The sequence below is a fragment of the Myxococcus sp. CA051A genome (assembly GCF_013336705.1).
GTDB classification, from domain to species: Bacteria; Myxococcota; Myxococcia; order Myxococcales; family Myxococcaceae; genus Myxococcus; species Myxococcus llanfairpwllgwyngyllgogerychwyrndrobwllllantysiliogogogochensis.
In genome coordinates, this window is the sequence record NZ_JABUMS010000014.1 from 1 (window position 1) to 22,335 (window position 22,335).

The following is a 22,335-nucleotide window of genomic DNA, read 5'->3' on the forward strand; positions in this document are numbered from 1 at the left end:
CGCCTCTCGCAGAATGGCGACCATCTGCTCTTCGCTGAACCGACTCTTCTTCACTGCCTGCCTCCGTGGTGTCCGGAGACGGCATCCTCTCAAGCTTCAGGTGGTCCGAAAACCGCAGGGCATGTCAGGTGGGCAATCCGCCCTTATGCCAGGCCTTCCTCATATAAGGCCCGGACAATGGCCGCCGCAGGTTCTCCAGAGTGGGGAGTCCAACTTTCATCCTCTATTGAAGATCAGCCCTCTCAGCTCACGTCAACTGCGCCCTGGGTTCGAATGGACGACTGCGAATGACAACCTGAGCGTTGGCAACCACCCACGCGACTCAGCACCCGCAACAATCATATCGGCGAACGACTCCTCAGTCGCCGAATCAACACCGCCAGACTGGAGCCGGAGCAAGTGGCCAGTCAATCGGTGCAAGGTCTCATTGCAGCCACTGAGCCTCAGAGAGTCAAGGTCGCCATAAAACCCCCGAGCAGTAATGGTTATCCGATGGCTGTACGAGAGGTAGAATTTAATTTTCTCACCCGTCGACATTCCAGCAATCAACCTCCTGCACTCGTCCGCACCACTCATCACAGATCACCTCTGAACATAATAAATTTCTACCCTTCAAATCACCCCTGACCTTCACCTGTCGCGGAAGTGATTGAACGTCATAACCATGCTCGAGAAGAGCTTTCAGTCTCGTATTTCCAACCATTTGACGCGGCGGCCACACTGACTGAGCGCTGTCTCCCAATCTTCTGGCTGAATGACGCTCTTCATACCAGACTCAGGAGCACTCACCGTCCCAACCAGGGGCCTAGCATTTCGTTGAACTGCTCATCAGAAGAGCCACTCCCAGCGCTCACACGCCACCAGACGCCTGCCTCCAAGAGGACGCGCAACGGGATGGCGGGAAACGCCCTCTTGAAATAGGTCACAATCATCCCGTGAGAGAGCCGACCCGTGAGTCGTTCCAACAACTTGGCCAACTCCACCGCCGAGAGGCCCTCTCCCTCCGTACGGAGAACCGCCAGGACTTCCTCATCATTCATGTCATGAACTCCCAAACAGTCCGAGCGATTCATCCCCTCATTAGAGCACAAGGGACGAAGGCATTATGTGGGGTGCCCCAGCCTCTCCTCTGAGGAGTCACTGCGCTGAGCGACCGCCGATCTCCCGAAAACGACCATAAACACGCAGGAGCGCTTCCAGATGAACAGGATTGCCAAGGTCGAGCGGCGCATCAGTGAGCCGCACGACCCAACCGCCCGATTCCGTGCGCCGCGCTCGTGAGATCAGGTTCGCATCCCGGGCTGAGTCCGGAAAGCCGATGGCGTCGGCGGTGGCGGAAGACCAGTAATTCAACCACCCAAGATAATGTGGAATCTCGGCCGCACGATTGTACCGTGGGCGAAGAAGGCCGGGGAGTCCGTGGGACGTCGCAGATGGATCCTCTTCCGGACCACGAAACTGCTGCGACACGACCTCATTATAACCCGACGGCGATACCTGCCCCCAGACCGCTCGAGTTCTCTCGCCTATCGCCTCCAGCACATCAGGTGCCGCCGCGATGCCGCCTGCATCGAGCGGCAGAGTCGCATGAACGTCGAGGCGTGGCGGACTGCCTACAGCAAGGCCGCTTGGATTCTCCCACCCGGCAAGCGTCACAGGCCGGCTTTCGTCATCGTTGCAAAGGAATGGAAACCCACCGTCGGTCCTTTCCGTCGCAATCCATTCATCGCGGCGCGGCAATGCAACGAATCCCCCTTTTTCAGAAAGTGTCCACGCGAGCCGCAATCCGGGCACAGCGCGCTCCATCGCATGAACGATGGCAAGCGGCCGTTTATCGCCATCAACAAGCGCGGGCGCATACACGTTGAGGTTGAGAGTTTTCCGCAAAGCCATCACCTTAACACCAATCCATGACAACGATTTCGAGGTCTGGATCCAGTTCAAGAAGCGCGGTCTTGTGAACAGCGCTCCGAACCCCCACGACAAATCTGTACCCACATGCCTCCGCGAGCATTTGCTCGCGCTTTATCTCCGGCAGTTTGACCCGGGCAAAGAACCTCTGCGAATGAGGCGAGTGCACGTCAAAATCATCAGTCTTTACTTCCCATAGAGTGCGCGTGGCCCGCTGCAACGCATCAAACTGCTTGCCGTTGACGACTACATCCCAGCCAGGGAAGCTGTTGTTCGGGACCTTGTCAGCACACTTATTGTGCGCCTCATCTCCGCCTCGGTGCGGCACTGGGACAGGCTCGCACTTGTGCCGTCGCTCCGGGCCTAGGGGCTCGGTTGTCCCCGGGGGGAACCAGTCCTGTCCTGATGGCGCAGGCTTGGGCTTTCGCTTCGCGGAGAGTTCCTGCGGGGCAGGCATCGACTGAGGCACGGACTCTATTTCTTCGGAACCACTCCCTCTCCTCAACTCATAGGCATCCAGCGCTTCCTTGATGGCGACGCCCACCACCACAACGCCAACGACGACCACCGCGCCCACAACGATCTCAGGAGCGGCCAAGACACAGAGGCCAACTCCCAGGACAACCGTTCCCGCCGAGGCAACGGTGCACCTCCCGGTCAGGTCATTGAACCGGATCCGATCATGGTCGAGAGCCTGATAGCACCGCTCCGCCAGCGCGGGCCAAGCTTGGGAAGCCTCACGGACTGCGCATCGTCCCCCATCACTCCACGGTAGCGCTGCCGCTCTTTTGAGGTTGGCGCGCACGGGGTTCGGGGACACTCGATCTCTCAAGTTTGGTTCCGACGTAGCGCACGCAGAGAGGATGAGCAGGAGTGCAGTGCAGGCGCGGAATCGCATCGCTACGTCCTTTCAGTCGAGCCTGTGAGCCGATCTACGCAACGAGACATGGCTCCCTCTCAGCAACAGGTGACGCGGGGACGGTACAATACCCCCTGGGGGTGATACCCCGGCAAACCGCCCCAGGCCCACAGTGGTCCTCCTCCGCGCCGCCGTCCGACGGCGGGGACACTTCACGGGGGAGACTTCCATGCAGCCTGCCGTCCTGGCCCTGGCGATTTCGAGCCTGCTGTTGACGGGGCTCCTGGTCCGCACCGCCCTCCAGCTCCGAGCCGTCCGGGCCCGCTTCAGGCCCGTGCTCGACGTGGAGGCCGAGCGACAGCGTGTCCTCTCCTCCCTGGAACGCACCAAGGCCGAGTCCGAACACATGCTCGCCACCGAGCGCAACCGCGTCGCCTCCGAGCTGGCCCGGGAACGCGACCTCGCGGACGCCGCCATCCGGGGCGCGAAGGCAGACCTGGAGCAGGTCAGGGCGTCGACGGACCATGCCATCCGCCTCGAACGAACCCGCGTCGCCTCGGAACTCACCCAGGCCCGCGAACAAGCCCAGACCGAACTCACCCGTGCTCGCGAGCAAGGCCGCACGGAACTCGCTCGCGCCAGGGAACAGGCCGACGCCGCCGTCCGGGAAGTCGAGGCCCGACGCAATCAAGCCCGCGCGGAACAGGCCCAGCTCGAGCCCCTCATCATCAAGCTGCGCGCCGAACTCCGCCCCCTCGAAGAAGAGACCATCCTCCGCTCCTACGGGTTCTACAAACCCATCTACAACCTCTCCTCCTCGGAGAAGTACGAACACCGCCTCGACACCCTCCGCGAACGCCAGAAGGCCATGCTCAAGAACAAGCAAGCCGCCTCCTGCAAGATTGAATGGACGGTCAACGGCAGCAAGGCCGAGGGCAAGAAGCAAACGGAGCGCACCCTCAAGCTGATGCTCCGCGCCTTCAATGGCGAGGCGGACGCCTGCGTGGCCAAAGTCACCTACAAGAACATCAAGGCCATGGAGGCCCGCATCCAGAAGTCCGCCGAGGCCATCAGCGGCCTCACCGAGATTCAGCAGTGCTTCATCTCCACCGACTACGTCGAGCTGAAGCTGGAGGAGCTGCGCCTCGCCCACGAATACGAAGAGAAGCGCCAGGAGGAGAAGGAAGAACAACGCCGCATCCGCGAGCAGATGCGCGAGGAAGAGACCGCGCAGCGAGAACTCGAACGCGCCAAGCTGGAGGCCGAGCGCGAGGCCCAGCGTGACGAAGAAGCCCTGCGCAAGGCCCGCGGGGAGCTGGAGCGCAGCAAGGGCGCCGAGCAATCCAAGCTCCTCGAACGCATCGCCGAACTGGAGCGCCGCGTCGCCGAGGACCAGGAGCGCCAACGCGCCATCTCCCAGGCCCAGCTCACGCGCACCGGCCACGTCTACGTCATCTCCAACATCGGCTCCTTCGGAGAGGACATCTACAAGGTCGGCATGACGCGACGACTCGTGCCCCAGGACCGCATCGACGAGCTGGGCGATGCCTCCGTCCCCTTCGAGTTCGACGTCCACGCCATCATCCGCACACCCGACGCACCGTCGCTCGAAGCCGCGCTGCACCGCACCTTCTCCCACCGCCGCGTCAACCGCATCAACGAGCGCAAGGAGTTCTTCCGCGTCACGCTCGACGAGGTGGCCAAGGCCGTGCGCGAACACCACGGCGAGTTCGAGCTGACCCGCATCGCCGAGGCCGCCGAGTACCGCAAGTCGCTCGCCCTCGCCGAAGGGGAGCGCCACGACAGCCCCACCGCGCTCCGCCCCGAGCGCGCCGTCGCCTGAGCCGCCACCTCTTCACCCCGCACCAGGCGCCCCCACCTTCAACCCGACTCGCGCGCCTTCGCCCCACGCATTCCAGTCTCCGAAGAGAAGAACACCCTGGCACTCACGACGCAGTGCGTTCTCGTTGGCGTCCCGCGGCACGGCTCGCGCATTCCACCCGACGTGCTCGCTCGGCACCTCACCGAGCTTCAGCTCCTTGGCACGCAAAGAAGTCCTGCCCTTCACATGGAGCAGGAACGTCACGCCCCGAGGCGCTGGGACAAAAGTGGAAACGTGGCATGTTGCGCCCGCGATGGCCGTCAGCGTTTTCGACCTCTTCAAGATTGGTATCGGTCCCTCGAGCTCCCACACGGTGGGGCCCATGCGAGCCGCGCGCACGTTCGTGCTGCGACTGGCGGAGCATGGCCACCTGGAGAAGCTCACGCGCCTGAAGGTGGAGCTGTTCGGCTCGCTCGGCGCCACGGGCAAGGGCCACGGCAGCGACAAGGCGGTGGTGCTCGGCCTGCGCGGGGACACGCCGGAGGCCGTGGACGTGGAGGCCATTCCCGCCATCGTCACGCGCTGGCGCACCGAGGGCCGCATCAGCGTGCTCGGCCAGCGGGACATCGTCTTCAAGGACGGCGAGCACCTGGTGATGCACCGCCGCCGCAGCCTCCCCTTCCACCCCAACGGGATGCGCTTCTCCGCGTCCGGCGCGGACGGCGTGGAGCTGGACGCGTGCGTCTACTACTCCGTGGGCGGCGGCTTCGTCGTCGATGAGTCCGCGGCCACCGGCCAGGACCCGCTGCGCAAGGACACCACGCCCCTGCCCTTCCCCTTCCAGTCCGCGGCGACGCTGCTGGAGTTGTGCGAGCGGGAGCGCATGCCCATCAGCGCCCTGATGATGGCGAACGAGAAGACGCTGCGCTCCGAGCAGGACATCCGCAGCGGGCTCTTGCGCATCTGGGACGTCATGCAGGCGTGCGTGCGCCGGGGCTGCGCGTCCAGCGGCATCCTCCCGGGCGGCCTCAAGGTGGAGCGCCGCGCGGCGGCCATGTACCAGCGCCTGCTCAGTCGCCCCGAGGCCGGCCTCACCAACCCGCTCACCGTGCTCGACTGGGTGAACCTCTACGCGCTCGCCGTCAACGAGGAGAACGCCGCCGGAGGCCGCGTCGTCACCGCGCCCACCAACGGCGCGGCCGGCATCATCCCCGCCGTGCTGCACTACTACTGGCGCTTCTGGCCCGGCGCGAACGAGGACGGCGTGGTGCGATTCCTCCTCACTGCCGGCGCCATCGGCGTGCTCTACAAGGAGAACGCCTCCATCAGCGGCGCCGAGGTCGGCTGCCAGGGCGAGGTGGGCAGCGCGTGCTCCATGGCCGCCGGCGCGCTCACCGAGGTGCTCGGGGGCACGCCGCTCCAGGTGGAGAACGCCGCCGAAATCGCGATGGAGCACAACCTGGGCCTCACCTGCGACCCCATTGGTGGCCTGGTGCAGGTGCCCTGCATCGAGCGCAACGCCATGGCGTCCGTGAAGGCCATCAACGCCTCGCGCATGGCGCTCTCCGGCGACGGACGCCACTTCGTCAGCCTGGACAAGGTCATCCGGACGATGCGCGACACCGGCCGCGACATGAAGGACAAGTACAAGGAGACCGCGCGCGGCGGGCTCGCCGTCAACGTGCTCGAGGTCGCGAACCTCAGCGTCGGCCTGCCTGAGTGCTGAGCGGAGCCCGGGGGCCGGGACAAGCCCCCCCATGGGTAGACAGTTTCGCTTGTCTGTGTATGGGCCGCCATCGGCGGTCGCCTGAGCCAGAGCCGGAAGGTGCCCACGTATACGTGGAACCATGGGCTCCCCCCGACCCTTCCTCGTCCTGTCCCTGCTCTGGGCTGTCTGTCTTCCAGCCCCCGCTCGGGGACAAGCCGCTCCTGCCGCCACCAGTGAGCCCCGCGCGGTGGAGGTCGACGTCCAGGCCACGGACGCGGGGACGGCGGTCTCCGCCGACGATGCCGCGCGGCTGAAGCTGGAGACGGATGGAGGCAGCCTCGCGCTCCTGACGCCTCAGCTGGTGAAGGAATCCCCCGTCACCTGGCCCGAGGGCCTGGAGGGCGCCCCGGACGAGGTGAAGCTCATCCTCCAGATTGACGAGCAGGGCCTCGTCGTCGACGTGACGGTGCAGGAGGCGGCCACGCTGGCCCCCCTCACGGAGGCCGCCGTCCGCGCCGCGCGGGGGCTGCGCTTCACGCCGGCGAGCCTGGGCGGGAGAACCGTGTCGGTGCGCCTGCCATATGGCTACCACTTCGAGCCCCCGGCGGCCCTGCGCTTCACCCAGTCGCGACTGCGCGGTGAGGTCCGTGCCCTGGGCACCCGCCAGTTGCTGGCGGACGCGGCCCTGTTCCTGGACGGCGGCGAGGAGCCCATTGCCGTCACGGACGTGGATGGCCGCTTCGCGCTGGAGCTGGCTCCGGGCGCCCACCGGCTCCTCGTCCGCGCCCCGGCCCACCAGCCCGGGACGTTCGAGGAGTCGCTCGAGTCGGGCCAGTCGCTCGACGTCGTCTACCGGCTCCAGCCCACCCGCGTGAATCCCTACGAGACGGTGGTGAGAGATGACCGCCCCCGCACGGAGGTCAATCGCATCACCCTGCACGAGCAGGAGCTGCGCGAGGTGCCGGGCACGCAGGGCGACCCCTTCCGCGTCATCATGCTGATGCCGGGGGTGGGCAGCGTCGCCTCGGGCCTGGGTTACCCCGTGGTGCGCGGAGGGCAGCCCGGCGCCACCGGCTACTACCTGGACGGCGTGCGCGTCCCCATGCTGTACCACCTGCTGCTCGGGCCCGCGGTGGTGCATCCGGACTTCATCGACACCATCGACTTCCATCCCGGCGCGCCGCCGGTGCAGTACGGGCGCCTGCTGGGCGGCGCGGTGGAAGGGCGGCTGAGCCGGCCACGTGAAGACAAGCCACACTTCGCCGCCTACGCGGACCTCATCAACGCGGGCGGCTTCATCGAGGTGCCCTTCGACCGCACCGGCACCTCCGTCACCGTGGCGGGACGCTACAGCTACACCGGGCTGCTCATCCCCCTGGCGTACGCCCTCTTCAAGAGTCACGAAGACAATCCCATCCACGCGGCCTTCTGGGATTACCAGGCCCGGGTGGAGCAGAAGCTTGGCGAGGGACGGCTGCGCCTGTTCGCGCTCGGCAGCTCCGACGACGCGGGCGAGGCCACCGCCGCCTACGAGGACAGCCTGGGCGCCACCATCGTCTCCCGCTTCCATCGCGTGGACCTGCGTGGCACCCACCCCGTGGCGGGCGGCGAGGGCGAGCTGGGCATCACCGTGGGCCTGGATGAGGTGGGCCTGCAGGGCTACCGGCGCGTGGTGCGCAACCCGGCACGGGGCCCCGAAGAGGTGCTCGCGGGAGAGTACGGGCTGGACCAGCTCACCTTCGCGGCTCGGGCCGGGTGGACGCGGCGACTGTCCAAGGCGCTGGACGTCCTGGCGGGCACGGACGTGGAGCACCGGCGCGTGGCCACCGGCATCACCGGCTCCGCGCGCACTCCGGGTTGGCGGCCGACGGATGACGCCCATCCCCTCAAGCAGCCCTCCGCCCTGGCCACCTTCGTCGGTGGCTTCGTCGGAGCGACGTGGCGCCCTTCGGACACGTGGGTGGTGTCGCCCGGCGTGCGCGTGGACGGCTACCACCTGGTGCCCGGAATCCAGCACGTCGTCGTGGAGCCCCGGCTGGCGGTGCGCCACCAGCTCTCCGAATCGCTCACCCTCAAGGGCGGCGGTGGCATGTACCACCAGTCCCCCACCGTGCTGCTCCATCTGCCGGCGCTGGATGTGTCGGGCCTGCGCAACGGCGTCCAGTCGGGCGCGCAGTTCGACGTGGGCGCGGAGTGGAAGGCCACCGAGGGACTGGAGGTGACGGTGGACGTCTACTTCAACCCGCTGTTCCGCACGGTGGAGTTCGACGTGCAGGACGTCCTGGAGAACCGCAAGCGGCGAGGCCAGCAGCGCGAGGACCCGTCGGCGCGAGGCTACGCGTATGGCCTGGACCTGATGGCGCGGCATCCGCTGGGGCGCGACTGGTTCGGATGGGTCAGTTACAGCTTCCTCCAGAGCAAACGCCATCGGCGCTTCGCGCGCTATGCCGACAACAACACCATCCGGGAGACGACCGAGGGCGAGCTGCCCTTCGCCTTCGAGCAGGCGCACGTCTTCAACGCCGCGCTCAGCTACAAGCTCGCGAACAACTGGACGGTAGGCACGGTGGTGCATTTCAACACCGGCCGTCCGGAGTCCGGTGAAGTCTCCTCCGTCACCCAGCGCCCCGTCATCAACCCGGAGGGCTTCCGCGCCTGGGCGCGACAGGACGCGGACCGCGTGGAGCGGCTGGCGCCGTTCTTCCGCGTGGACTTCCGCGCCGCGAAGTCCTGGTCGCTCGAGGACTTCACCGTCGAGGCCTATCTGGACATCCTCAACCTCTCCCTCCAGCAGGAGGTGTTCGCCTACGAATACAAACGGACGGCTGGAAGACTCCAGCGCGAGGCCATGGGGTTGCCCGTCATCCTGCCCATGCTGGGCCTGAAGGGAAGCTACTGAGATGCGCCACCCATCATGTCTGGGATTCTTCGTCCTGCTGCTGTCCTCGGGGTGTGAGCGACTGCAGGACGAGCCCGTCTTCGTCTACGGCCGGCTCGAGCGGCGCGACGGCACGCCCGTCAGCGGCGGAGTCGTGCCGTACGCGCGCACCCTCCACGAGGTGCCCATGGGAGAGGGCCCCTACGTGTATGAGCCGCCGGACTTCACGCCCTACGCGGAGTCCACCACCGAGCCGAGCGGGGACTTCTTCCTGGAGATGCGCTACGGGGACGTGGAGTCCGTCAACACACCCAACCCCTGGCTCCAACCCTATCGCTTTCGCGCATCATGGCGGGACGAGACCGGCGCGGCTGTCTCCACATCCTTCACCTTCCACGATGACGTGGAGCTCCCCACCCTGCGCATCTGGGACTCCCAGCTCGCCGTCACGACAGGAGCGGAGGGCGCGTCCGTGACCTTCGCGTCAGCGCCCGCCGTGCCCGTGCCACCCCTCACGGGCGAGTACGCGATGACCTCCGATGAGAATCAAACCGTCATCCCCGCTCTGCCCACCACGCCCGAAGCCATGCTCTTCATGCTGAATGGCGCGCAGCCCCTGTTCCGCGCCCTGATTCCCACCTCGCCCTGGGCCGCGAGTCGCTACGTGCTGGAGGACTTTCCCCAGCCCACCGTCATGCTCCGGGCGGTCTCCGTGGGGGAGTTCTGGTTCTTCCCGCTCGGAGGCAAGTACACGGAGCTGTGGTTCCGCATGGACTGGCGCACGGAGGAGGTGCCCCTGGCTCCAGGTGGGCTCGTGCCCGCCAGCCGAGGCGCCACGTGTCAGCCCTCGCCCTCGGCGGGCTGTCCCTGGACGGATGGCCGGCTCGACCCCGTGTCCCTCGGAAGCAAGCCGGTGGAGTCCCTGGTCGTCACGCTCCCCGAGCCACGGAAGCCGCGGCATGTGGTGGTACGCGGCGCGGAGGGAGGCAACTTCTCCGGGTTCGTGCTGGAGGGGAGTGAGGACGCGGAGCAATGGACCCAGCTGGCGGTGCTGCACAACGTCCCGGAGCGCTACATCCCACCGCCGCGACTCAGTCCCCCGTGGAGGGGCTTCGAGGAGATGACTCGGTGGGACAGCCCCTTCGACGGACAGCTGTCCTTCATCAAGGGTCCCCACTTCCTCGATGCGCCCGTGACGCAGGACGCGGGGCCGGTGCGCCATGTGCGGCTGCGCGCGGTGGGCTTCAACCACGCGGGCGACCCCATGCCGGGCGCGACGATGGCCACTCTCGCCGAGCTGTCCCTGTTCGAGTAGCGCGGGCCCTCAGCCCGCGCCCAGCGGCACGTCCCACCGCCGGGCGAGCCGCGCCTGCTCCTCCGGCGTGCGCAGGTCCGTGGCGGGCAACGCCACTCCGGGCCGGTGAAGGACATACAGGTTCCAGAGGCCCTGGAGGCCCAAGGCCTGGATGTCCGCGTACATCCGCTGCTCCAGCGCCGGGGCGAGCACGAAGCCGGCGGACTCGAACTGGCGACGCCACCATGCGAACGACGCAATCGTGACGTGCCCTTCCAGCGGTCGGCCCCACTCGTCGCGCGCCAGGTCCTCCTCCGGCACCGGGCCCAGGTAGTCGGGCCCCAGCGACCGGTAGTGCTCCAGCCGCTCCGGCCGCACCTTCCCGTCGAACCAGCCATCCGGTCCCGTGCCACAGGGGCCGAAGGACGGCGCCGTCACCACCAGGAAGCCCCGCGTCACGCGGTGCAGCTCCGAAATCGCATGCGGCACCATGGAGGGAGGCAGGTGCTCCAGCGTCTCGAAGGCGGACACGAGCTCGAATTGTCCGTCGTCGAAAGGCAGGCGCTGGGACAGGTCTCCGAGTGACAGGTGCGGCTTCACGTCCCACGGAGCATGGTGGATGGCGAAGTCGCTGAAGTCACTGCCCTGGGTGTCCCACCCCAGCTCGCGCAGCGCCTGCACCGTGAAACCCAGCGCGCAACCCACGTCCAGCGAGGTGCGCACGTCGAAGTGATTCCACAAAAGATAGGCCGCCTTGTTGGCGTGGCTGGAGTCGCGGCGGTAGTGCTCGTAGCCGCTGTTGCCCTCGCGGTCCAAGGGGTTGCGTCCGGCGCCGTAATAGCTGGCCCCGTACATGTCCTTGCTTCCCTGCGCCAGGAGCAGCGACAGCTCGAAGCTCAGCAGCTCCAGTCCGCTGCGCAGCGGCGGCACGTGCGCGACGCCCGCGGTCACCAGCCTCCGCGCCTCCAACGCCAACCGCCGCCGCACCCGGGCGGGCAGTCGCTGGAGGCCGTCTTTCGCGAGGAGGGATGAGAGTTTCAAGGACACGACTCCGGCAGGCAGAAGACCCCGCCCTTATGACACAGGAGCGAGGGGTCGGGTCATCACTCCGCGAGCGGAGGCGCGGGCCCCTGTCATGGCGATGGGGGGCTCACCCCTCATCCTCCGGGCGTCCCGACACCGCGCCGATATTCGACGCGAAATCCACGCGCCTCACGGGGCCGTACGGATGGGCAATGCCCCCCGTCACACGCTCCCTTCGCGGCGTCCTCGGCGTCGTGCTCGCACTGGCCTGTGGTTGCAGTCGTGGCACGGGCGCCGCGTCCACGCCCTTCACGCCCGACAACGACACGGAAGTCCTGGAGCAGGTTCCCGCCCGAGCGACCGACGCCCGCGCCCGCGAGCGTGCCGCGTTGCGACAGGAGCTGGACCGCCAACCCCGACAGTTGGAGCTCGCCGTCCGCCTGGCCCGGTTGGAGTTGAAGGAGGGGCGAGCCCGGGGCGACCCACGACACCTTGGGTGGGCCCAGGCCGCGCTCGCGCCCTGGTGGGACGAGGCCGAGCCTCCCCATGAGGTCCGCCTGCTGCGCGCCACCCTGCGACAGAGCCGCCACGAGTTCGACGCGGCCCTGCGAGATTTGGAAGCCGCCGTCCGGGAGGACCCTCGGGACGCCCAGGCGTGGCTGACGCGCGCCGTGGTGCTGGGTGTCCGGGGTCACCATGCGGAGGCGGAGAAGAGCTGCGCGCCGCTGGACACGCTCGCGGGGGCCCTCACCGCCGCCGTGTGTCGCGCGCAGGTGGACAGCGTCGCCGGACATTCGCGGCGAGCCTATGCGCGGCTCTCGGAGGCGATGTCTCGGCGCGGGGGGATGGGCAGTCCCGAGGAGCAGGCCTGGGCGCTGTCCACCCTGGGCGAAGCCGCTGCCCGCGCGGGGGATTCGGCACGGGCGGAGCTTCTCTACACACAGGCGCTCGCGGCCGACCCGGATGACGCCTACACCCGCGCGGCGCTCGCGGACCTGCTGCTGGACCTGAACCGGCCGGGTGATGCGTCGCGGCTGATGAAGGACCACGCGACGGACGACGGCCACCTCCTGCGCCGCGTGCTGGCGGAGACGGCCCTGGGTTCCGCGCAAGCCCCCGCGCTCGCCCAGGAGCTGGCTGAGCGGTATGCGGCCAGCCGGCTGCGCGGTGACACGCTGCACGCACGCGAAGAGGCCCGCTTCGCGCTGCACGTGGAGAAGGACGCGCGCAAGGCGCTGTCGCTCGCCCAGGCCAACTGGGAGGCTCAGCGAGAGCCCTGGGACGTGCGCGTCCTCCTCGAGTCCGCGCTGGCCGCCGGAGCACCCGAGGCGGCGCGCCCCGCCCTCACCTTCCTCGATGCCTCCTCCTGCGAGGACCCGGGACTGCTCGCGCTGGCCGAGCGGCTGAAAAAAGCCGCGCCATGAACAGCTCCCGCGAAGCGCCGAGCCTCCTCGCCCTGGCCGCACGGCCCAAGAAGACCGCGCCATGAACCGCTTCCTCGCCCTGCTCGTCCTGCTGCCCTCCATCGCCCTGGCCCACAAGCCCAGCGACAGCTACCTGCACCTCGAACGCGCCGCGCACGGCTTCAACGGCCGGTGGGACGTGGCGCTCAGGGACCTGGACACGGTGCTGGGCCTCGACTCCAACGGAGACGGCGCGCTCGCCTGGGGCGAGGTGCGCACCCGCCAGGAGGACATCGTCCGTCATGTCCTGTCACGGCTGTCGCTGGGCACGGCCGGCACGCCCTGCCCCACCACCGCCGAGGGCGACCTTCGTGTCGCGCGTCACTCCGACGGGGCCTACGCGGTGCTCGACTTCCGCGCGGCCTGCCCCGTCGAACCCTCGATGCTGACGCTCGACTACACCCTCCTGTTCGACCGCGACCCGCAGCACCGGGGCGTCGTCCAGGTCACAGGTGAGCAGGGACAGGGCACGCTCATCCTGTCCGCGTCACGCCACGCGGTGGAGATTCCCCTCGCGAGGCTGTCCGCCTGGAGCCACTTCGGCGGCATGGTCCACTCCGGTGTCGAGCACATCTGGGCGGGCCTGGACCACCTGCTGTTCCTGCTGGCGCTGCTGCTGCCCTCCGTCCTGAGGCGCTCACCGACGGGCGGATGGGAGCCCGTGGACAGGTTCGGCCCCGCGCTGCGCGATGTCGTGAAGGTGGTGTCGGCGTTCACCGTGGCCCACTCACTCACGTTGAGCGTCGCCGCGCTCGGGCTCGTGTCCCTGCCCTCCCGACTCGTCGAGTCCGCCATCGCGGTGAGCGTCATCCTCGCGGCGGCCAACAATGTCTTTCCTCGGGTTCGAGGCACCCGCTGGGCCGTGGCCTTCGCGCTGGGCCTGCTGCATGGCTTCGGCTTCGCGTCGGTGCTCGCCGACCTGGGCCTGCCCGCCGGGGGACTCGCCACGACGCTCCTGGGCTTCAACGTGGGCGTGGAGCTGGGCCAGCTCGCCTGCGTCGCCGTCTTCCTCCCCGTCGCCTTCCTGCTGCGCGGCGCGTCCATGTATCGCCGCGCGATACTCGTCGGGGGCTCGGCGGCCATCGGCCTCATCGCCTGCGTGTGGCTCGCGGAGCGCGCGCTGGACCTGAGCGTCCTTCCGCTCTGACCCATCCAATCACGTCGCATCCCCGTATTGCATTCACCACCGGATGTCCGGCGCAGCCCCTGGCCCGTCGGTGGGATTTGCCCCCAACGTTGTGGAGACACGCATGCAAAGACGACAACTCGCGAGCGCACTGGCGCTCGCGGCGGCGCTGCTCGTACCGACCGCCCACGCCTCCAGTCATCGTGAAGCCCCCTTCATCACCCGGATGCCCAAGGTCGACGCCACCGATTTCTACATGTTCCGCAGCTATGAGCCGGGCCGTGGGGACTACGTCACGCTCATCGCCAACTACCTGCCCCTCCAGGACGCGTACGGCGGCCCCAACTACTTCTCGTTGGACCCCGATGCCCTCTACGAAATCCTCGTCGACAACAACGGGGATGCCATCGAGGACATCACCTTCCAGTTCCGGTTCACCAACAACCTGAACGGCCCCAATGGCATCACGCTGAACGTGGGCAACAACGGCAGCACGAAGAGCGTGTCCGTGCCCTTCACCAACGTGGGCGCCATCACCAGCGCGGACCGGAGCGCGCAGAACGTCCAGGAGAACTACACCGTCAAGGTCGCCCGAGGCCCTCGCCGCGCGGCGGCCGGACAGGACGTGACGAACACCGCGGGCCACGCCACCCTCTTCCCGAAGCCGGCGGACTACGTGGGCACCAAGTCGCTAGGCAACGCCGCCACGTACGAGACCTACGCCCGCCAGCACATCCACAACGTCAACATCCCCGGCTGCACCGGCACCGCGAAGCTGTTCGTGGGCCAGCGCCGCGAGCCCTTCGCGGTGAACCTGGGGCCCGTGTTCGACCTGGTGAACGCTCCAGCCTCGGTCATCACCAACCCGGGCGCGCGCAACGCCGTCCCCAACCCGCTGGCGAAGAAGAACATCACCACGCTGGCGCTCGAGGTCCCCATCTCCTGCCTCAAGGCGGGCACCCAGGACGTCATCGGCGGATGGACGGCGGCCAGCGTCCGTCAGGCCCGCGCCATCAACCCTACCGCCACGTACACCGCGCCCTCGCGTGAGGGTGGAGCATGGACGCAGGTGAGCCGCCTGGGCATGCCGCTGGTCAACGAGGTCGTCATCGGCATCAAGGACAAGGACCGCTTCAACGCCAGCGAGCCGAAGGACGACGCCCAGTTCGCCGACTACGTCACCCACCCCACGTTGCCCGCCATCCTGGAGAAGCTCTTCGGCGACCAGGGCGTGAAGGCCCCCACCGTCTTCCCTCGCGCGGACCTGGTGGCCGCCTTCCTCACGGGTGTGACCAGCGTCAACGCGAACGGCTCCACCGCGGAGATGCAGCGGCTCAACACCGCCCTGCCCGCCACGGCGAAGGCGGGCCAGAACAACCTGGGCGCCGCCGCCTGCTTCGTCAATGGTCAGCTCACCCTGGCCAATCCAGGGTGTGACCCGGCGGGCTTCCCCAATGGCCGCCGACCCGGCGATGACGTGGTGGACGTGGCGCTGCGCGTGTCCATGGGTTACCTGCTCGCGAACGACACGCAGGCCCCCTCGCGCAACCTCCCGCTCCACGACGCCGTGCTCCAGGATGCCTCGCAGTTCGACGCCGTCTTCCCCTATCTCACCACGCCGCAGGCGGGTGCCAACGGCGACGGGACGTGAGCCCATGAGCACGCTCCGAGCAATGAGCTGTGTGCTGCTCCTGGGGGCCGCGCTGGCCTACACGGGATGCAGCGACGACGACGATGACCGCTCCCCGTTTCCGCCTCACCCCGACGCAGGCGCGGATGCGGGGACGGACGCGGGCGCGGAGTTCACCGCCTTCGTGAGGGACCTGGTCCTCAACGAGACCTCGGACACCACGACGCCCGTGAAGCTCGACGACAAGAACTTCGTGGACAACGCGCCCACCGACGCGTTCGCCCCGGCGTTCTTCCAGCACTAATCGCACACACACCACCGCAACTGAAAGTGCCTGGGTCGCGGACACTCCCCTGTGTGTCCGCGACCCTTTCTCGTTTCATTGCGACCCCTGAGAAATGCGAGACATTTCCCAAAGGGGCCAATCACGGCACGACGCCCTGTGAGCCTCACGTCATGAACACCCCCAGCGAGCACACCAAGGATGGCGTGAGCTACCCGCTGGAAGTCCACCTGGTGCACACCGACGCCCAGGGAACTCCGAAGGTGGTCGTGGGCGTGCTCATCGAGGAGGGCTTCGTGAACGCGGCGCTGTTCACCGCCTTCCGACACCTGCCCCGACACGAGGGGGAGGAGAGCGCGCCGGCCGGTGCGCTCGTCAACGCCACCGCGCTCCTGCCCTCCAACCGGGCGTTCTTCCAGTACGCGGGTTCGCTCACCACGCCCCCCTGCAGCGAGGGACTCCAGTGGTTCGTGATGAAGCACCCCATCCAGATGTCCGACGCGCAGATTGGCGCGTTCGAGCGCCTGCCGCACATCAACCCGAACAACCGCCCCGTGCAGCCGCTGAATGGCCGCACCGTCGGCGCGCAGTCCGGCCACTAGCCGCGGGGGATTGAGGAGGCCGGGACCCATGACGAGCCACATGGGTCCCTTGGAGCTGCCCGAAGGGTCAGAGGCGTATCAGCGTGACGGGCTTCCTGCCCTCGACAAGGCCCTTCTGCTTGCCCACCTCGGCGACCCTCCAGCGGACAGAGCCCCAGACGATCAGCTCGTCTACCTTGAGCGTCAAGGGCAACGGGGTGTCTATCTTGTGATTCGTGTGAAGGTCATTCAGCATGCCCTTGAGCGCGCCCCCCCTGGGGATGCCCGGGAAGTGCAGGAAGTGGAAGGGCTCACGCTCCGGGGCCTTGAGTACCCTCGCGGACACCACCTGGAGATTCGCCACATCGCAATCACTCACGCGCGCGGCGGCCGTCACGCATTCGACATGGGCCATGGGGAAGGTCGCATTCGCCGCGACCCATTGCCAGAACGGGACGTGTTCGCGCACGTCGTCCCGCCAGACCTCGGCCACACGATCAAAAGGAGAGGATGCGCTGGCGGAAGCGCCCGACGACGAGGCCGACGCTTTCGGTCCCGGTGCCTTGGATGGCTCCAGGGAGGCGCAGAGACGGGAGATGCACTCGTCCGGCAACTGCTCCCAGGGAGTGTGATTGGCACACAGCCAGAGGAGGTCTCGCACCATGTTGGGCCCGGTCAGGTCGAGCGTGGAGCCCGTGGTGTGGTCCATCCAATAGCCCGCGAGCCGATGGTCGGGATCGAGCGCGAACGCCTCCCGTGGGGCCCTCCCCCCAATGATTCGATAGGCCAGACGAATGGTCTGTCGCATGGCATCGATGAGCAGACTGCGGGGAGCCGCCGCCACGATGCAGTTGCTGAGATAGAGGCTCTTGCCGGCGTAGGCCGGGGTCGTGGCGATCCGCTCGCGGCCGGGCCACCTGGCGGCGGACGCCGCGCCCTCGCGGTCCGGGGTGATTCCCACCAGGGCGCACGCGGGATCGACCTCGAGTCTTCCGAACGCGGAGAGCAGGTCGATGTCGACATCCATGTAGACCCCGCCGTAGTTGTAGAGCACCTCGTAGCGGAGGATGTCGGACGCCGAGGCCGCGAACATTCCGCGCAGGGTCAGCTCCTGGTCATAGGCATCCATGTTGAGGAAGTGCATGCCCGTCAGGAACTCGTGTGAGCGGAGGTTGCAGAGTCTGAATCGCCCGGGGTGCGCGCGCTCCAGCGCACGCAGGGGCTCCAGGTCATCGGCCGCTTCGTCGATGAGGTCCCTGGCCAGGGCGAGCTTCTCGTCCGGAGCCATCCCTTTCGAGAGGACTCGCAGGTTGTGCAGGTCACGCCCAGGGCGGACCGTCCCACGCACGTGCAGGGGGTCGTGCGCGGCACTGAGATCGTATTGCGCGCGCGCCTTGGGGTATTTCTTGAGAATCTTGCGCACGTGCATGTTGAAGACGTGCGCGTCATCCCACCAGATCCACACCTGATGGTCTGGCGTGGCCTGGGTCTTCTCCAGCCAGCTCGTGATTCCCTTGAGGGTCTTCGTCGCCGCGATAGAGCCTCCGCCGGCCCAGGTCCCGTGGATGATATTGGGAATGAGGCTGAGCCCGGGCCTCGCCAGCACGGAGGGGGGAGGACCCGAAGGACCTGAAGGACCCGGAGGTTTCGGCGAGGCGAAGGGAATGGGCAGCACGAGGGGAGGCGGACCGGCACGCCTGGGCCCGACGGGGGGCGGTGGTGGCCCCCCATCGTCCTCCGCATCTATCCGTTTCGCCTCGCGCTCGATGCGCGTCCTGTAATCAGGATCCTCGACGAGCGGCTCTCCGCACCCGCACTTCGTGCCGATATTGCTCGACGTATAACTGCTCTCACAGTTCGCGCAGTACGCCGACATCGCCTCCTTGCACCCGGAACACTGGAGGACGGGATTGTGCCTGCTGGTGTTCCGACCACAGTTGCGACAGTGGTAGCCACTCATGTGTCAGACGATTGCAAGTCGGACGCCAGGACACTGAATAAGAGGGAAGTCGAGCCTCCGGGGCGACAGCGCATGAGGCTCGCGCGAAGCCGCGTCCTCACGGAACGAAGCGGCGTCTCGTGGGAACGCGCTGGCGCCCCCTCGGTATTCAGGCGAGCGGCTCGGGCGCCTGTCTTGATTCAGTGACAAATCCCAGCGCGGACTCACGCGCCGTGGCGCGCGCATATAAAAATCGCGTAAGACGGAAATAACATGTGAGCCCATCGCTCACGGCATTGTCGGTGTCAGGGACAACCAGCAAGATGCCGCGGCCTCTGCGGCCCCCTGTCTCGTCGTGCCCCCCCAAGGAGAAGTCCGAATGACACCCTCGAAGCCACAACCCACCCGGGTCTCGCGACAGCCACGCGTCCACGCGCTGGCGCTGCTCGCGACCGTCCTGCTCGCGCTCCCCACCGCCGCGCGCGCCCAGACGACCTACACCCTGTTCGCCCCCGCCTCCGCGCCCGCCGTCCCCTCCGTCACCAATGACTTCGCCGCCGTGGAGCTCGGCGTGAAGTTCCAGTCAGACATCGAGGGAGACATCCTCGGCATCCGCTTCTACAAGGGCACCGCCAACACCGGCACCCACGTGGGAAGTCTCTGGAGCGCCGCCGGCGTGCGCCTCGCCTTCGCCACCTTCACCGGTGAGACGGCCTCCGGCTGGCAGCAGGTGACGTTCTCCACGCCCGTGCGCATCAGCGCCGGCACCACGTACATCGCCTCGTACCACGCGCCCGGCGGAGCCTACGGCTTCACCAGCGGAGGCCTGGCGTCGGCCGTGGACTCTCCTCCCCTGCACGCGCTCGCGAGCGGCACCAGCGGCGGCAACGGCGTCTTCACCTACGGCGCCGCGGGCTCCTTCCCGACGAGCAGCTTCGGCAGCTCCAACTACTGGGTGGACGTCGTCTTCCGCCCCGCCGCCCCCGTCACCCTGTGGCCCTCCACCGCCACGCCCGCCGTCGCCTCCGTCACCAATGACGCCCTCCCGGTGGAGCTGGGCGTGAAGTTCAAGACGAACGTGAGCGGCAACGTGCTGGGCGTGCGCTTCTACAAGGGCGCCGCCAACACCGGCACCCACGTGGGCAGCCTCTGGAGCGCCAACGGGCAGCGCCTGGCCTTCGCCACCTTCACCGCCGAGACGGCCACGGGCTGGCAGCAGGTGACGTTCTCCACGCCCGTCGCCATCGCCGCCAACACCACCTACATCGCCTCGTACCACGCCCCTGTCGGCTCGTACGCGTTCGACAACGGCGGCCTCGCCAGCGGCCAGGACACCCCGCCCCTCTTCGCGCTGCCCGGCAGCACCAGCGGCGGCAACGGCGTCTACACCTACGGCGCCGCGGGCTCCTTCCCCGTCAACAGCTTCGGCAACTCCAACTACTGGGTGGACGTCGTCTTCCAGGCCACCGGCGCGCAGCCCCCGACGCAGCCCCCGGGCAACACCTTCCGCCTCTTCGCCGCCACGGCCACCCCTGGCACCGCCACCGCCAATGACACCGCCGCCATCGAAGTGGGCGTGAAGTTCCGCGCGGACGTGGACGGACAGGTGAAGGGCGTGCGCTTCTACAAGGGCAGCGGCAACAACGGCACCCACGTGGGCAACCTGTGGAGCGCCGCCGGCGCGCCCCTGGCCTCCGCCACCTTCACCAACGAGACGGCCGCGGGCTGGCAGGAGGTGACGTTCTCCACCCCTGTCGCCATCACCGCCGGCACCACCTACGTGGCGTCGTACTTCGCGCCGCTCGGTGGCTACTCGTTCGACAACAACGGCCTCACCGCCGGCGTGGACGCCCCTCCGCTGCACGCCCTGCCCGGCGCCACGACGGCCGGCGGCAACGGCGTCTTCGTCTATGGCTCCACGTCCACGTTCCCCAACGGCAGCTACCAGAACTCCAACTACTGGGTGGACGTCGTCTTCGAGTCCAACGGGCCGCCGCCCCGTCCGGGCGTCCACGGCGCGGGCCCGGTGCTCGTGGCCACCTCCCCCGGCAACCCCTTCACCGACTACCTGCGCGAAATCCTGGAGGCCGAGGGCATCGCCGCCTTCGCCACCACCGATGCCGGCAACATCGGCGTCTCCGTCTCCCTCAATGACTACAAGGTGCTCGTGCTCGGCGAGCAGACGCTGAGCGCGGCCCAGGTGACGCTCGTCACCAACTGGGTCACCGCCGGTGGCAGCCTCGTCGCCCTGCGGCCCGCGGCGAACCTCCAGTCCCTGCTTGGCCTCAATGCCTCTCAAGGCACGCAGGCCAATGGCTACATCCTGGTCAACGCCACCCAGGCGCCGGGCACGGGCATCACCGCGGAGACGATGCAGTACCACGGCCTCGCCGACCTGCGGACCGTGGTGGCTGGCACGCGCACCGTCGCCACGCTGTACGCGGATGCCACCAACGCGACGGCGTACACCGCCGTCAGCCAGCGCACCGTGGGCACCGGCACCGCCACCGCCTTCATGTATGACCTGGCGAAGTCCGTCATCTACACCCGCCAGGGCAACCCCGCCTGGCAGGGACAGAACCGGGACGGCTCCTCCATTGGTCCGGGCGCGCGCGCCAGCGACATGTTCTACGGCAACGCGTCCTTCGACCCGCAGCTGGACTGGGTAAACCTGGGCAAGGTCCAGATTCCCCAGGCGGACGAGCAGCAGCGCCTGCTCGCCAACGTGCTGCACCAGACGAGCACCACGCCGCTGCCGCGCCTCTGGTACTTCCCTCGCTCCAAGAAGGCCGTCGTGGTGATGACGGGCGACGGACACCCGGGCGGCGCCTCCACCCAGCGCTGGAACCAGTACCTCGCCGACAGCACGTCCGGGTGCAGCGTGGACGACTGGGAGTGCATCCGCGGCACCATCTACGACTACGTGGGCGGACTGAGCGCCACCCAGGCCAACGGCTACGTGGCGCAGGGCTTCGAGTACGCACTGCACATCAACACCGGCTGCGCGGACTACACGGCCAACACCCTGGACCCGAACTTCTTCACCCCGCAGCTGGCGAGCTTCGCGTCCGCCTTCCCCGCCGTCCCCGCGCCCGTCACCAATCGCACGCACTGCATCGCGTTCAGCGACTGGTCCACCCAGCCCAAGGTGTCGCGCCTGCACGGCATCCGCATGGACACCAACTACTACTACTGGCCGGAATACTGGGTGCAGGACCGCCCGGGCATGTTCACCGGCTCCGGCCTGGCCATGCGCTTCGCGGACCTGGACGGCACCCCGCTGGACGTCTACCAGCTCGCCACGCAGATGACGGACGAGTCCGGTCAGTCCTATCCGCTGCACATCGACACGCTGCTGGCCAACGCGCTGGGCACCAAGGGCTATTACGGCGCCTTCAACGCCAACATGCACGTCGACTCGCAGCCGTCGGCCGGCTCCTCCGGCTCGGCCGCCATCATCGCGTCCGCGAAGCGTGACGGCGTGCCGGTCATCACCGCGAAGCAACTGCTGGAGTGGCTCGATGCCCGCGAGGCCACCCAGGTGTCCTCCCTGGCCTTCACCGGCACGGTGCTCACCTTCAACGTGACGAGCCCCGCGCGCAACCTGTCCCTCATGGTCCCCACCCGCACCACGACGGGCCGCACGCTGCTGTCCGTCACCCGCGCGGGCTCCGCCGTGACGACGGTGACGCGCACCATCAAGGGCGTGGACTTCGCCTTCGTCGACGGCGCCCTGGCCGGCACCTACACCGCCACCTACAACTGAGTCACTCGCGCCCCCACCAGGCGCGTCATCGTGCGGGGCCCGACGCAGTGCA

The 22,335-nt window shown here is 67.8% G+C and carries 15 protein-coding genes; 10 read left to right on the forward strand and 5 right to left on the reverse strand.

Going from position 1 to position 22,335, the window contains the following annotated elements:
* Positions 1-785: 785 nt before the first annotated feature.
* From HUA74_RS32805 to HUA74_RS32815, 3 genes are all read right to left on the reverse strand, one after another.
* Positions 786-1,040, reverse strand: coding sequence for a hypothetical protein (locus HUA74_RS32805; RefSeq protein WP_174457689.1), 255 nt, complete (start codon positions 1,038-1,040; stop codon positions 786-788).
* Between the two features lie 97 nt (positions 1,041-1,137).
* The gene (locus HUA74_RS32810; RefSeq protein ID WP_371817340.1) at positions 1,138-1,944 is read right to left on the reverse strand and encodes a DUF5953 family protein; all 807 of its coding nucleotides are present in this window, start codon (positions 1,942-1,944) and stop codon (positions 1,138-1,140) included.
* Positions 1,898-2,509 carry a DUF6310 domain-containing protein gene (locus tag HUA74_RS32815; RefSeq protein ID WP_371817341.1) on the reverse strand — a complete coding sequence of 204 codons (612 nt, stop codon included), beginning with the start codon at positions 2,507-2,509 and terminating at the stop codon, positions 1,898-1,900. Before HUA74_RS32815 ends, HUA74_RS32810 begins: the two co-directional genes overlap by 47 nt.
* A 490-nt stretch (positions 2,510-2,999) precedes the next feature.
* On the opposite strand from HUA74_RS32815, the gene HUA74_RS32820 reads away from it, so the two are divergent.
* The 4 genes from HUA74_RS32820 to HUA74_RS32835 all read left to right on the forward strand — a co-directional run bounded on the left by HUA74_RS32820 (position 3,000) and on the right by HUA74_RS32835 (position 10,493).
* Complete coding sequence (locus HUA74_RS32820; protein ID WP_174457691.1) at positions 3,000-4,613, forward strand: DUF4041 domain-containing protein; 1,614 nt, start codon at positions 3,000-3,002, stop codon at positions 4,611-4,613.
* 292 nt (positions 4,614-4,905) lie between these two features.
* Complete coding sequence (locus HUA74_RS32825) at positions 4,906-6,318, forward strand: L-serine ammonia-lyase (protein ID WP_141641385.1); 1,413 nt, start codon at positions 4,906-4,908, stop codon at positions 6,316-6,318.
* A 121-nt stretch (positions 6,319-6,439) separates the two neighbouring features.
* Complete coding sequence (locus HUA74_RS32830) at positions 6,440-9,199, forward strand: TonB-dependent receptor domain-containing protein (protein ID WP_174457692.1); 2,760 nt, start codon at positions 6,440-6,442, stop codon at positions 9,197-9,199.
* Position 9,200: 1 nt separating this feature from the next.
* Positions 9,201-10,493, forward strand: a complete 1,293-nt coding sequence (locus HUA74_RS32835) for a hypothetical protein (RefSeq protein WP_174457693.1) — start codon at positions 9,201-9,203, stop codon at positions 10,491-10,493.
* A gap of 9 nt (positions 10,494-10,502) precedes the next feature.
* Here the strand turns inward: HUA74_RS32835 and HUA74_RS32840 are convergent, their stop codons facing one another.
* Positions 10,503-11,513: a class I SAM-dependent methyltransferase gene (locus tag HUA74_RS32840; protein WP_174457694.1), complete on the reverse strand. Its 1,011-nt coding sequence runs from the start codon at positions 11,511-11,513 to the stop codon at positions 10,503-10,505.
* 194 nt (positions 11,514-11,707) lie between these two features.
* Between HUA74_RS32840 and HUA74_RS32845 the strand changes: the two genes are divergently transcribed.
* From HUA74_RS32845 to HUA74_RS32865, 5 genes are all read left to right on the forward strand, one after another.
* A complete protein-coding gene (locus HUA74_RS32845) occupies positions 11,708-12,919 on the forward strand; it encodes a tetratricopeptide repeat protein (RefSeq protein WP_174457695.1) in 1,212 nt (403 codons plus the stop codon).
* A 61-nt stretch (positions 12,920-12,980) separates the two neighbouring features.
* Positions 12,981-14,105: a HupE/UreJ family protein gene (locus HUA74_RS32850; RefSeq protein ID WP_174457696.1), complete on the forward strand. Its 1,125-nt coding sequence runs from the start codon at positions 12,981-12,983 to the stop codon at positions 14,103-14,105.
* Positions 14,106-14,208: 103 nt separating this feature from the next.
* On the forward strand, positions 14,209-15,735 hold the full coding sequence (locus HUA74_RS32855; protein ID WP_174457697.1) for a DUF4331 domain-containing protein: 1,527 nt from the start codon (positions 14,209-14,211) through the stop codon (positions 15,733-15,735).
* 4 nt (positions 15,736-15,739) lie between these two features.
* Entirely contained in the window at positions 15,740-16,018 is a 279-nt protein-coding gene (locus HUA74_RS32860) for a hypothetical protein (protein WP_174457698.1), read from the forward strand.
* 152 nt (positions 16,019-16,170) lie between these two features.
* The gene (locus tag HUA74_RS32865; RefSeq protein WP_254614820.1) at positions 16,171-16,599 is read left to right on the forward strand and encodes a carbonic anhydrase family protein; all 429 of its coding nucleotides are present in this window, start codon (positions 16,171-16,173) and stop codon (positions 16,597-16,599) included.
* 67 nt (positions 16,600-16,666) lie between these two features.
* On the opposite strand, the gene HUA74_RS32870 is transcribed toward HUA74_RS32865, so the two are convergent.
* Positions 16,667-18,184, reverse strand: coding sequence for a TcdA/TcdB catalytic glycosyltransferase domain-containing protein (locus HUA74_RS32870; RefSeq protein WP_174457699.1), 1,518 nt, complete (start codon positions 18,182-18,184; stop codon positions 16,667-16,669).
* A gap of 712 nt (positions 18,185-18,896) precedes the next feature.
* Between HUA74_RS32870 and HUA74_RS32875 the strand changes: the two genes are divergently transcribed.
* Complete coding sequence (locus HUA74_RS32875; RefSeq protein WP_174457700.1) at positions 18,897-22,283, forward strand: DUF4082 domain-containing protein; 3,387 nt, start codon at positions 18,897-18,899, stop codon at positions 22,281-22,283.
* Positions 22,284-22,335 lie beyond the last annotated feature (52 nt).

What these genes read in the sequence shown, in the direction of transcription:
- HUA74_RS32805 (WP_174457689.1), bottom strand. Translation starts at nt 1,040, where the DNA reads ATGAATGATGAGGAAGTCCTGGCGGTTCTCCGTACGGAGGGAGAGGGC.
- HUA74_RS32820 (WP_174457691.1), top strand. Translation starts at nt 3,000, where the DNA reads ATGCAGCCTGCCGTCCTGGCCCTGGCGATTTCGAGCCTGCTGTTGACG.
- HUA74_RS32825 (WP_141641385.1), top strand. Translation starts at nt 4,906, where the DNA reads ATGGCCGTCAGCGTTTTCGACCTCTTCAAGATTGGTATCGGTCCCTCG.
- HUA74_RS32830 (WP_174457692.1), top strand. Translation starts at nt 6,440, where the DNA reads ATGGGCTCCCCCCGACCCTTCCTCGTCCTGTCCCTGCTCTGGGCTGTC.
- HUA74_RS32835 (WP_174457693.1), top strand. Translation starts at nt 9,201, where the DNA reads ATGCGCCACCCATCATGTCTGGGATTCTTCGTCCTGCTGCTGTCCTCG.
- HUA74_RS32845 (WP_174457695.1), top strand. Translation starts at nt 11,708, where the DNA reads ATGCCCCCCGTCACACGCTCCCTTCGCGGCGTCCTCGGCGTCGTGCTC.
- HUA74_RS32850 (WP_174457696.1), top strand. Translation starts at nt 12,981, where the DNA reads ATGAACCGCTTCCTCGCCCTGCTCGTCCTGCTGCCCTCCATCGCCCTG.
- HUA74_RS32855 (WP_174457697.1), top strand. Translation starts at nt 14,209, where the DNA reads ATGCAAAGACGACAACTCGCGAGCGCACTGGCGCTCGCGGCGGCGCTG.
- HUA74_RS32860 (WP_174457698.1), top strand. Translation starts at nt 15,740, where the DNA reads ATGAGCACGCTCCGAGCAATGAGCTGTGTGCTGCTCCTGGGGGCCGCG.
- HUA74_RS32865 (WP_254614820.1), top strand. Translation starts at nt 16,171, where the DNA reads ATGAACACCCCCAGCGAGCACACCAAGGATGGCGTGAGCTACCCGCTG.
- HUA74_RS32875 (WP_174457700.1), top strand. Translation starts at nt 18,897, where the DNA reads ATGACACCCTCGAAGCCACAACCCACCCGGGTCTCGCGACAGCCACGC.